Here is an 11,576-nt window from a genome sequence, read left to right as displayed (position 1 = left end):
GGTAAACAATTCTTGAACACAATCGCTACGGAAGCCTAATTAACTGGCTGAGGTCTGTGTCACGTTCGGGGCCCCGAGGTGTGGCTCCGAAAATGGCTCGCGTGTGGTAGCCGGTCGGGTGGGCCGTCAGCGTTTCGGGATTTCGATGCCCAGCAGCTTGAGCCCCTCGTTCATGCGGAGATGGGCCTCATCGATGGTGGTGCCCAACTTCGTCAACCGGGTGGCACTGTTTGCCGGGGTCAAGGCCACGCATTGGTCGGCCATGCTGCGGAAGCCGTCGAAGCCGTCCCCGAGGGCGGCGTTGACCAGGACGTCGGGCCCGGGCAGTACTTTCGGCTGTGTTGAGTCGACGTAGGCGCGCATATCGGTGCAGGCGCGGTGCAGTGCCGGGTAGTCGGTGACGGGAGCCGTCATCGCGTCGCCGATCGGGCCCAGTTGCGTGCCCAGTCCCGCGACCGCGTCCATTACCGCTTGGCGCCATTCATCGTCCACCGGGGCCGCGGTCGGCCTGCCCGCGACTGCGCACCCGGCGAGCACGGACATGGTGGCCAACGCGGCGGCGAGGTACCTCATATGCAGCGAGCTTATGGTGTGCGGCCGCATGGGTGCGGGCCGATATCAGACGGAGGAGTTTGCGCGCAGATCGCCGCACCCACGTGTAACCGGCGTCACACCGGTAACCTGATCAACGACTGACTAGGCAGATCGGGGGATCGGTATGGATCTCGTGCTCGGCCTCGCGATGACTTCGAGAGCCGTTCGGTGGGTGCTCGTCGAAGGGACGACGGGCGAGGGGCGTCCGCTCGATCGCGGCGCGATCTCGTTCGAGGATGTCGCCGGTTATGACCCCGACGGCCTGCTGCGGGGCTTGGTGGACGACACCGAACTCGACGGCGGACACCGAATCCATGCCATCGGCGTGACGTGGACGAATGATGCCGCGCCACTGGCCGGTCACATCATGCAATCTCTGGATAACCGCGGCTACGGAAATGTCTTCGCGGTCTCGGAGATCGAGGCGGCCGGGATGCTGGCCAGTGGCATCGCCGAGATCACCGAGCACGACGACATCGCGGTGTGCATCGTCGAACCCGACGCCGCGGTGGTGGCGATCGTGACCCCCGACGACGTCAGTGCCGACCGCATCGAGCGGTCCGACACGTTCGTCGCCGACATCACCGGACTGTTGGCGCTGACCGGCCGGCCGATCAGCGCGATGTTCATCCTGGGCTCCGACGCCTACGGCCCGATCGTGTCGGAGCTGGCCGATTCCGTCTCGACTGCGGTGATCACCGCGGCCGAATCCGATCTGGCGTTTGCGCGGGGCGCAGGACTGGCGGCGGCGCTCGCGGTGAACACCGCGGCCACACCGGCCAAGGCGGTGCACTGGACCAAGGTCGGCGCCTTGTCGTCGGTCGTCGGCGGGGCCCTGGTGACGCTCGTCGTCGCGACCTCGGCCGCCATCGGGCTGCACCTGCATCCGGGCGCGGTATCGGAAACCGCGCACGCCGCTGGAATCCAGGATTCGGCGCCCGCTGCCGGGCCGGCACCGAAACCGGTGCACAAGCCGGTCGACAAGCCCGCCGTCAAACCGGCCCCCGCGGCTCCGCCGCCGGCTCAGGCGGTCGAGGCCGCCAATCCGCCGGCACACCAGCCACCCGCCCAGATCCCGCCGGCCCCGGCAGCTCCGGCCCCGGCGCCCGCGCCCGCCTACGTTCCGCCCGCACCCGCGCCGGTCTATGCACCGCCGCCGTATGTTCCCCCGCCGGTGACCTACCCGCAGCCGCGGCTGCGGGACCGGATCATCGAGCGCATTCCGATCATCAACCGGTTCCACTGAACTTGGCGGTCAGCCCCGCTCGGGCCAGCCGGGCCTGCTCGGCTCGCACGACCTCGTCCTGATGTGGTGGGGCCTGCTCGGGATGCTGCGCCAGGCGACGGATCGGCTCATCGACGGTGCCCCTGGCCAGCAGCCGGTACACCCGCACGGTGTGCAGTTCGCTGAGCCGCTGGGTGCGTCCGATCACCTGCCGCTCGGTGCGGGGCTGCCACTGGGGTTCGGCGATGATGAACACCACCGGAGCATTCAGCCGGCGCAGGTCCAGCGCGCCGGCCCCGATGTGGGCCAACAGGGTGGCCGGGCCGCGGTCGGTTGCGAACGCGTCGACGACGGCCTGCTGATCGGGTACCGACGCGTCCACCGGTCCGAAGATGTTGCCCGGCAGGGCTTTCCGGATCACCTCGAGTACCGCGGGAAAATGCGAGAACACCACCACCCGGGCGCCGTTGATGTGGGCCTCGTTGGTGAGTTCGATGAGCCGGTCCAGCTTGGCTCCCGGTGTCGGTGAGCCCGACGGCCAGGCGCCTTGCCGAATCGCGCTGAAGTTTCCGCTGGAGACGGACTGTCGGTAGCGCTCACGGTCGGCTCGGCCGAGTCGCACCCACTCCTCGGTGGCGATCCGCACCGGCAGTTCGTCGACAACATCGCGGTAGTCCCGTCGCAGGTACACCCGGTCCACGGCGCGGCGGAAGGCGATCGATCCGCGTTCGCCGGCGTTGGGCGCGACCTTGCCCGCGACGTCGGGTTGCAGAAAGTCGGCGAGATGGCGAAAACCGCCGATCCGCTGGTGCATCGGCACGCCGGACAGGAACAGCACGCGGTTGTCGGAGGTCAGCACGTTGCGGACGGCCCGGGACCGGTCGGACTTCGGGTCCCGCAGCAGGTGTGCCTCGTCGATGATGACCAGCCCGGGGCGTTCGGGCAGTTTGATGCGTTGCAGGGTGTCGTAAGACACGATGGCCACACCGCCGGAGGTCTTCCAATCCTCAAGGCGCGCATCGCGTTCGCTGCCGCGGATCTCGATTGCCCGCAGCGCGGTGTGCTTGGCGGCCTCTGCGGCCCAATGGATTCCGGTGTTGGGCTGGCACACCACCAGGGTGTGGCGTAGCTGCGCGGCGGCGGCCAGGTGTGCCACGACCGCCAGGGCCTGCAGGGTCTTGCCCAGGCCGAGCTCGTCGCACAGCAGCACCCGCTCGCGGGCCAGCGCGTAGCGGGCGCCGAATTCCTGGTATCCGCGCAATTCGGTGCGCAGCAGTGATCGGTTCAACGGGGTCTGCTCGACCTGTACGGCCACCTCGGCTCCGACGAATCCCTGGGCTGCATCCACATCGGTTGTCCCGGAGGCGAATTCACTGAGAAGCTGGTCGATGGGGCGAGGGTCGGCGCGGTAGTGTGCCCACACGTCGCCGTCGTGGTGATGGGCATCGTCGATGCGGTCCAGCAGTCCGCGCGCCGACTCGAGCAGCGGATCCGACGCGGTGTGGCTGCGCAGCCGCGGCATCAGCCGGCGCAACTGCTTGACCGGCACGTCGGTCTCGGTCAGCGTCAGCAGCGAGGACAACAGCTCGGTGTCCTCCCCGGCGCGCAGCCGGGGCCGGGTGGTGGTGCGGATGTGGTGGGCCATGGCCTGGGCTGCGGCCTGCACCGATTGCGCGGCCTCGATGTCGACGCCGGGCACCTGGGTCAACAGCCGGGCGGGCACCGTGTGGATGTCGGCGACCCTGCGGTACTCGGAGTTGGCCAGCCCGCCGAGACGCGCGCCGGGCGCCAGATACGGGCGCAGGTGCTGCAGCGGCGCCGACTGCAGGGTCTGCGTAACCACCTCGTCGGTGCGGGCGCGGATACGGTCGGCGATCTCGGCGCGGAGTTTGCCGACACCGGCGAGCGCGGAGTCGGCATGGCGGATCAACTCGGTGAGATCGGCGCCGTCCATGACTCATCATCATGGCACCTCACCTCGGTGGCCGGGTGCACGGAATGTCCGGAATTCTTCGGCGGAATCTCGCCTCCGCTCAGTTTCGCCACGGGGAATGCCCAGGTCGCAGCGATAGCTTGAGGTGACCGTACATAAACGTATGGAACGTATGGAAGGTGCGGATCATGCGAATAATCTCTGCCGCCGCGCTGGCCGCTGCCGGCGCCGCGACGTCGATCATCCTCGCGCCCCTCGCGGGAGCCACTGTGGCGGGAGTGCCGACCGGCAGTCAGCACATTGCGCCGGCGCCGCAGTCGTGTACCACCACCAACGTCGGCAGTGAGTGCATCTCGCCCGGCAATGCGCAGATCAACGACTCTCCGCCGTTCGTCGACGCGTTCCCGATGTACGGGGCCTTCCCGTGGATTCTGTGATGCGCACTGTTTCTAGGAGGTCGGGGCATGGCCGTCGACAACAAGTTGGAGCTCGGCTTCAAACAGGTGAAGTGGATCGAGGCGGTCGAATTCGTGTCTGATTTCCGTGAAGTCGGTTGGGGCCGTGGTGGGTACAACGAGGACCACGAGTATTTCGGCTACCGCATGCCGATTTAGCCGATTCGGACGATTGATCGATGTGCCCGCCTGTCAGCGACTTTTCAGCGACAATTGCCACACGGCTAACTCCTAGCTCGTCAAACCCATTGTCGCTGACCGTTTTCGCCAATCCGGCACCGCTGACCTCATCAGTCTCACTGGTCCAGTGCCCGCGTATCAGCGACACTGTCGCTGATAACCGGGCACCTCGAAATCTGTGACGAATGAAACTGGTATGCATTCGAGTGGCACAAGTTCACTTCGGGCGCGCGGCACATGGTGCTCACGGTGTGGATGTGGCGATTGTCGCTGAAAAGTCGCTGATAGCCGGGCAACTCGGCACTCCCGTCCCGCCCGCGACACGCCGATCCCGCCGGGCAACACGCGAAAGCCTCAGATCATGTCGTTCTTCGTGAGCCAGCGCATCACCGGCCAGCCGATGAACACCGGCAACCAGCAGGTCAGCACCCGGTAGAGCAGCACCGCCGGCACTGCGATCCCGGCAGGCACGCCGAATGCCGCGAGACCACCGATCAGGGCCGCCTCGACCGCGCCCACACCGCCGGGGGTGGGGGCTGCCGAGGCCAGGGTGCCGCCGACCATGGTGACGACCGTGACGGTGATGAATGAGGTGGTTCCGCCGAACGCCTCGACGCTGGCCCACAGTGCCAGGGCCGCGCCGAGAGTCGTGCCCGCGGCGCCCAACACGATGAGCGCCAACCGTTGTGGTTCGCGGGCCAGTTTGACCAGGTCGTCGGTGACCTCTTTGAGTTTGGGGCGCAACGAGGACGACAGCCAGCGCCGCAGTTTGGGCACGGCCAGGAACGCCCCGATCAGCCCGAGTGCGAGCCCGGCGATGAGGTACAGGACGGTGGAGCTCGGGACGAAATGCGACAGGTCGGCCGAGGCCCCGGCCATGGTGCTGAAGAAGATCAGCAGGATCACGTGCACGATCACCTGTACCGACTGCTGCAGGGCCACCGCCGCGGTGGCACGCGTCGTGCTCAGCCCGCCCTTCTGCAGGAACCGGGTGCTCAGTGCCAGGCCGCCGACGCCTGCGGGCGTGGTGGTGGCGGCAAAGGTGTTGGCCACCTGCATGATCGAGAGGTTGCGGAAACTCACCAGCCCGTCGGCACATGCCCACAGCGCGGCCGCCGCGCCGACATAGGTCAGGGCCGAGACGGTCAGCCCGAGCAGGGCCCACGACCAGTCCACGGTGCGCAGTTCGGAGAAGAACGTCGGCACCGTGCTGATGAACGGGTAGGCCACGTAGACCAACGCCACCAGCAGCACCAGCTGGATCACCTGAGTGCGGGTGAACCGGGTGATGGTCTCGGCCTGGATCTGGTCGGCGCCGGTCTGGCGTTTCACCTCGTCGCGTGCGGCGGCCATCACTGCTTTGGCGTCGGGGACGGCGTCGCGCACCCGGGACGGCACCGCGGCCTTGGTCAGCCGGCGTGATGCGGTGAGCACGGTGTCGCGGCCGAACGCATCGATCGCCGCGGTGACCGCCGCCTTCGCGTCGTACAACGCCGTGGTGGTGACGAGCAGTTGCGCGATGTCGGACTGCAATTGGACGTCGGTGGCACCGTATTCGGCGCTGCCGAACCCGCCGAACAGCACGGCGCCGTCGTCGACGGTGATCTCGTTGCTGCACAGGTCGCCGTGGGATATCTGGTGGTCGTGCAGGGTGCGCAGCGCGTTCCAGACGCGACCGACGGTGGTTTCTTCGGTGCTGTGGTCCAGCGGGATGCCGCGTTTGCGGTTGTGTGCGTAGAGCGTCCACCCGCGGTCCAGCGCCGCCACCGACATGGTCGACGTGCTCGCCAGGCCCAGGTCGCCGATGGCGATGGCCATCAAGGCCCGGTGCTCGACGGCGCGGCGCATCGAGGTCTGCAGGGGCGCGGTCTCATTGGAGCGCAGCCGCAGCTTGCGCCACACCTGCCGTACCGCGCCGCCGCTCTGTTGGTTGGGGCCGTAAAGCTCGACGATGGCGCTGGAGTCGGGATCCGGCGACTGCGCGGTCAAAGTCAACGGGCCGGCGCCGGCCGGGCGCACCACGGTGAACGCCGAGACGACGAACCCGCGCCGGGCCAGCGCGCGCACCGCGCCGTCGAGCGGGACTTCCAGGGCGGGGGTGCCGACGAGCCACACCACCAGGGCGCCGACGAACCAGCCCGCGGTCAGGCCCAGCAGGGAGCGGGCCGGCACGACGGCGCTGACCACCAGATGGATCGGGACAAATGCCAGCAGCAGCGTCCACCACCAGCGGCGCAGCCGGCGTGACAGCCACGGCCCGGAGACGGTGAGGACAGCGGCGAGCATGCCGATCCAGCGCGGGTCATCGAGGAACTGCGAGAGCTGGGAGCTGAGCCGGTCCGAGAGATCGAAATGCCATCTGGGCGCGGCGATGCCGTTGGCGGTGATCGACAGCGACAGCATGGTGATCAGGGCCGCGGCGGCATAGGCGCCGAGCAGTTTCCACTGGCGTCCCAGGACCAGGCTGACCAGGATCACGAACGGCAGTGCCAGGATCGCGATGCCGTACGCCAGGTAGACCAGGTTGGACTGGGTGGGCGTCAGCACGCCGACGATCTCGGAGATCGACTTCTCCAGCGCCACCCACTCGTAGCGGGTGATCAGCGAGCTGGTGATGACGGTGGCCAGGAAGATCGCGGCCAGCGTCAGCCGCAGGATGTCGTTGGTGCGACGGGTCGGCGGTTGCAGGAGGCTGCCGGTGACAGTGATGTCCCGTCCGTCAACGCGCAATGTTCCCCCTTTCCCAGCCGGTTATCGAGACCCGCTATCAAAGCCCGCGACCAAAGTAGCGGGATCGGATGCGGATATCGGCATTTGGTGGGGATCTGGACCGTTACGAATTCACATCGGTCTCATTTGTCACCGAGGGCGACAATTTTTGCTCGCGCGTTGTGATCCAGGGCGACGCATGCGGCAAACGTGATGTAACTTCGATCGACATGCCGACGCCGAATTGGCCGCTCCGGAGGAGTTGAACGGTGGATTCGACCCCATTCGGGCACTATCAGCTGCAGAAGCTGATCGGTCGGGGCGGGATGGGTGAGGTTTACCAGGCCTACGATTCCGACACCGATCGCGTCGTCGCGCTCAAGGTTCTGCCGCCGCACCTGGCCCAGGACCGGGCTTTCCAGGAGCGGTTCAGGCAGGAATCGCATGCCGCGGCCGGGGTCAACGATCCGCATGTGGTGCCGATCCACGGCTACGGCGAGATCGACGGCCGGCTCTACCTGGACATGCGGCTGATCGAGGGACGCAACCTCGGCGCCATGCTCGCCAACACCGGGAAGCCGATGGAGCCGGCTGCTGCGGTGAGCATGGTCGAGCAGGTCGGAATGGCGCTCGACGCCGCCCACCGGGTGGGGCTGGTCCATCGGGACGTCAAACCGTCGAACATCCTGATCGCTGACAACGACTTCGTCTATCTCATCGATTTCGGGTTGGCTCGCTGCGCCGACGACGTGGGGGTGACCACCGCGGGCAGCACGGTGGGCACGCTGGCGTACATGGCCCCGGAGCGGTTCGAAGGCGGGAAGGCCGATCCGCGCTCGGACATCTACGCACTGGCGTGCGTGCTCTACGAATGCCTCACTGGAGTGCGGCCCTATCCAGGGGACAGTCTTGAGCAGCAGATCGCCGGGCACATGGTGTCCCCGGCGCCGCGGGCGTCCGACAAGGATCCGCGCCTGGCGGCCTTCGACGAGGTGATCGCCAAGGGCATGGCCAAGAAGCCGTCCAAGCGCTATCAGACCGCTGGGGATCTGGCAGCCGCGGCGCGCGCCGCGTCGGCGGTGCCCGTGCGACCGGGCGGGCGGTCGGGGCGCCATTCGGCACAGCGGGTTCCGACCCGGGCGCGGGTGTCCAAGAAGGTGGCTGTTATCGCCGGAGCGACCGTTCTGGTGGCGGCGCTGGGCGCGGTGGGGGTGTGGCAGCTGCGCGATGACGGTTCGGGCCGTGTTGCCAATGTGGCCGGTTCAGCCGGGTCCGGTCCGGTGCAGGTGCCGACGGGTGCGGTGGACGAGATCGCGCAGACGGTGCCGTCAGGGATCCGCGGCTCCGGGCGACTGGTGATCGGGGTGAATATGCCCTACGCGCCCAACGAGTTCAAGAATTCCAGCGGCGAGATCGTCGGGTTCGACATCGATCTGATGAAGGCCGTCGCGCGCACGATGGGGTTGGTGCCCGACTTCCGCGAGACCGGTTTCGAGGGGATTCTGCCGTCGGTTCAGGACGGCAACTTCAACGTCGGGATGTCCTCGATCACCGACACCGCCGAGCGCGAGAAAGAGGCCGACTTCGTCACCTACTTCCAGGCGGGCACGCTGTGGGCGCGGCGGGCCGGATCGTCGGCCGATCCCGGATCCCCGTGCGGGCTGCGAGTAGGCGTGGCGTACAGCACGATTCAGGAGACTCAGGAGATCCCGGCCAAATCGGATGCCTGCGTGGCGGCCGGGCTGCCGCCCATCGAGAAAGTGGTGCGCACCCATCAGGACGAGGTGACGGCCGCGCTGATCGCCGGCGAGGTCGACGCGATGACCGCCGATTCACCTGTCGCGGGATTCGCGATCAAGCTCAGCGGCAGTGCGCTGGAGCCGGCCGGTGAGGTGTTCGACTCCGCGCCTTACGGCTGGCCCGTGGCCAAGGGGTCCGGTTTGGCCGAGTCGTTGCGGCTGGCGCTGGAGCACGTGATGAACACCGGGGAGTACCGCACGATCGCCACCATGTGGGGCGTGGAGAAGGGCATGATCACCCAGCCGGTGATCAATGGTGCCTTCCACTAAGGATTTTCGGATCTCAGACCGCGTTGCGGCCGGCGATGGCCTTGGCCAGTTGCACCACCTGGCCGTCGGTCAGGTTGGTTCCGGTGATCCGCACATCGACGACGACGTTGTCGACGGCCAGGATCGCGCGGCGGCTGCCCTGCTGCGGGCTGGTCGGTGACTGCTCATTGGTGACGTCGATGTCGTCGACGACGCTCGGGTTGCCGAGCACGAAGGTACTGGGCCGGCGATTGCTGTCGTAGCTGATCGCAAGGTTGTCCCCGGCGCATTGCCGCCAGGTGTCCACCGTGCGGGCGACGAGTGTCTTTGCGGCCGTGGGGGTATCGAAGGCCGTGACGGCCTGATCGACCTCCAGGTCGTCGCCCTCGTCGGCGAACAGGGACTCGCGGAACTGCCGGAATCCGCTGTCGCGGTACACCTCGTCCATGGCATTGCCGATGACAGCCAGGCACACCGGCCGCGACGCGTGCTCGTCGGCGTCGAGCCTGGCGGGCTGACGTAGCGCGGTCTTGGAGCGCAGCCCTGTGGTGGCCAGGATCGTGTTGAGTTCGGATTCGCTGGCGAGCATGCTGCCGAGGACGTCGACCTGTGGACTGCCGTCGTCGCCGGTTTGCTTGGTGCTGCACCCGCTGAGGGCGGCACCCGCCAGCGCGATAGCCGCGATGACGGGGACGACCACTCGTTGCACGTCCATCTGACCCCCTTGCCCGTGTTTGCTGATCGTAATCTGTCAGAGGGGCCGGGCGCAGCGTTCGAGGATGCGCTGAACATCCGCAATCACACGGGTCACAGCAGCACCAGGGGAGTGCCGGTATTCGATCCCGGGAAGCGGTATCGCGGGTGATACCAGTTCCGGGCAAGGCGGACCCGTGCAGTTGACAATGCCTGTGGTGCAGCGTTGACTAGGGCTCTGGCCCGGATCCCGTCACTAGGCACAATCGATCCAAGCGCTAGCGGAGAGCAATCAGTTTTCCTGCGGTATCGCGAAATTCGGTTCAGTTCATTCACGTCGGTCTTGACGTGCTCGGAGTAGCCCGAGATGTCGGCCGCGAGCCGAAGCGAGGGCAGTCATTACGCACATCACCGAGCCGCGGGTAATCGGCAATCACGCAGACATGGGGCCGTCAAAGCCGAAAAGCGCTGACGATTCAGAAGTTTCAATCGCGGCCTTGACCGCCGGGGAAGTGCTTCGCGCCCAGATCATGTCGGGTTCATCTTGAGTGCTCCGTCCGTTCTGCACTTGCCGGCGGGCCCTACCGCGGTGCGCGCCTATCCCGACTCTCTCAGGGTTGGGATCCTCAGCACGTATCCGCCGACTCCTTGCGGTCTGGCGACGTTCAGCGCATCGCTCACGCGCGGTTTGTCCGCGACCGGTGCGGATGTGAGTGTCGTTCGAGTCTCTGATGGTTCGCCGTCCGGCGACGGTCGGGTGGTCGGCGAGTTGGTCAACGGATCCGAGGCATCGATGGCTGCCAGTTCGGATCTGCTCAATCACAACGACATTGCCGTCATCCAGCACGAGTACGGCCTCTACGGGGGATTGGACGGCGACGAGATTGTCGACATCATCGGTGACCTCGACATCCCGTCGATCGTCGTTGTGCACACCGTTCTCAAAGATCCGACGCCCCACCAGCGTTCACTACTCGAGGTAGTGGCGGCGCTGGCGGACCGGGTCGTCGTCATGTCCGAGGCGGCCCACCGGCGACTGTGTCTCGGCTTCCACGTTGACCGACACAAGGTCACCACGATCCCGCACGGTGCGATGGTCCCGGCACCCGCGCAGACCAAGCGCGGCGGCAGACCCACCCTGTTGACCTGGGGGTTGCTCGGGCCGGGAAAGGGTATCGAGCGGGTCATCGACTCAATGGGCGAGCTGCATCAGCTCAACGGCCGACCACGGTACCTGGTGGCCGGCCAGACCCATCCAAAGGTGCTGGCTGCCGATGGCGAGGAGTACCGCGACTTCTGTATCGAGAAGGCACGGTTGAGTGGCCTCGCCGACGCAGTGCACTTCGACTCCGGCTACCTCGATGCGCGGTCGCTGACTGCTCAGCTCCGGGCCGCGGCTGTGGTGGTACTGCCCTACGACTCGACCGAGCAGGTCACGTCCGGGGTGCTGGTCGACGCGATTGCCCATGGGCGGCCTGTTGTCGCTACCGCCTTTCCGCATGCCGTCGAGCTACTCGGGAGTGGGGCCGGCATTGCGGTCGAGCACGGGAATCCGGAGGCGCTCACCGCCGCCCTGCGCAGCGTGCTCACCCAACCGCGCCTCGCCGGCGCGATGGCCGCCGAGGCTCGTCGGCTGGCGCCCGCGATGTCGTGGTCCGTCGTCGCGAATTCGTACCAGTCGGTGGCACGGCAGATCCTGGCCAAGCGATCGGAACGCCAGTGACCGACCTGCCGATTCC

General features: G+C 67.0%; 9 protein-coding genes. 5 read left to right on the top strand and 4 right to left on the bottom strand.

Annotated features, from left to right (window positions below; all coding sequences use genetic code 11):
* Positions 1-126: 126 nt before the first annotated feature.
* Positions 127-573: a hypothetical protein gene (locus ACWEFV_RS19860; RefSeq protein ID WP_135452732.1), complete on the bottom strand. Its 447-nt coding sequence runs from the start codon at positions 571-573 to the stop codon at positions 127-129.
* A gap of 145 nt (positions 574-718) precedes the next feature.
* On the opposite strand from ACWEFV_RS19860, the gene ACWEFV_RS19855 reads away from it, so the two are divergent.
* Entirely contained in the window at positions 719-1,840 is a 1,122-nt protein-coding gene (locus ACWEFV_RS19855; RefSeq protein ID WP_450071394.1) for a DUF7159 family protein, read from the top strand.
* Here ACWEFV_RS19855 and ACWEFV_RS19850 read toward each other — a convergent pair.
* A complete protein-coding gene (locus ACWEFV_RS19850; protein ID WP_450071393.1) occupies positions 1,824-3,773 on the bottom strand; it encodes an SNF2-related protein in 1,950 nt (649 codons plus the stop codon). The genes ACWEFV_RS19855 and ACWEFV_RS19850 overlap by 17 nt on opposite strands.
* Before the next feature lie 167 nt (positions 3,774-3,940).
* Here ACWEFV_RS19850 and ACWEFV_RS19845 point away from each other — a divergent pair, with 167 nt between their 5' ends.
* Positions 3,941-4,189: a hypothetical protein gene (locus ACWEFV_RS19845; protein ID WP_450071392.1), complete on the top strand. Its 249-nt coding sequence runs from the start codon at positions 3,941-3,943 to the stop codon at positions 4,187-4,189.
* Positions 4,190-4,216: 27 nt separating this feature from the next.
* Complete coding sequence (locus ACWEFV_RS19840) at positions 4,217-4,366, top strand: hypothetical protein (protein ID WP_450071391.1); 150 nt, start codon at positions 4,217-4,219, stop codon at positions 4,364-4,366.
* Positions 4,367-4,741: 375 nt separating this feature from the next.
* On the opposite strand, the gene ACWEFV_RS19835 is transcribed toward ACWEFV_RS19840, so the two are convergent.
* Positions 4,742-7,117: a flippase-like domain-containing protein gene (locus tag ACWEFV_RS19835; RefSeq protein WP_450071390.1), complete on the bottom strand. Its 2,376-nt coding sequence runs from the start codon at positions 7,115-7,117 to the stop codon at positions 4,742-4,744.
* Between the two features lie 248 nt (positions 7,118-7,365).
* Here ACWEFV_RS19835 and stpK7 point away from each other — a divergent pair, with 248 nt between their 5' ends.
* Positions 7,366-9,165, top strand: coding sequence for a serine/threonine protein kinase StpK7 (gene stpK7 / locus ACWEFV_RS19830; RefSeq protein ID WP_450071389.1), 1,800 nt, complete (start codon positions 7,366-7,368; stop codon positions 9,163-9,165).
* Between the two features lie 13 nt (positions 9,166-9,178).
* On the opposite strand, the gene ACWEFV_RS19825 is transcribed toward stpK7, so the two are convergent.
* Complete coding sequence (locus tag ACWEFV_RS19825; RefSeq protein ID WP_450071388.1) at positions 9,179-9,859, bottom strand: sensor domain-containing protein; 681 nt, start codon at positions 9,857-9,859, stop codon at positions 9,179-9,181.
* A 567-nt stretch (positions 9,860-10,426) separates the two neighbouring features.
* Here ACWEFV_RS19825 and ACWEFV_RS19820 point away from each other — a divergent pair.
* Positions 10,427-11,560, top strand: coding sequence for a glycosyltransferase (locus tag ACWEFV_RS19820; protein WP_135459850.1), 1,134 nt, complete (start codon positions 10,427-10,429; stop codon positions 11,558-11,560).
* Positions 11,561-11,576 lie beyond the last annotated feature (16 nt).

The sequence above is a fragment of the Mycobacterium sp. NPDC004974 genome (assembly GCF_053600815.1).
This window is presented reverse-complemented; position numbering and strand designations above follow the sequence as displayed.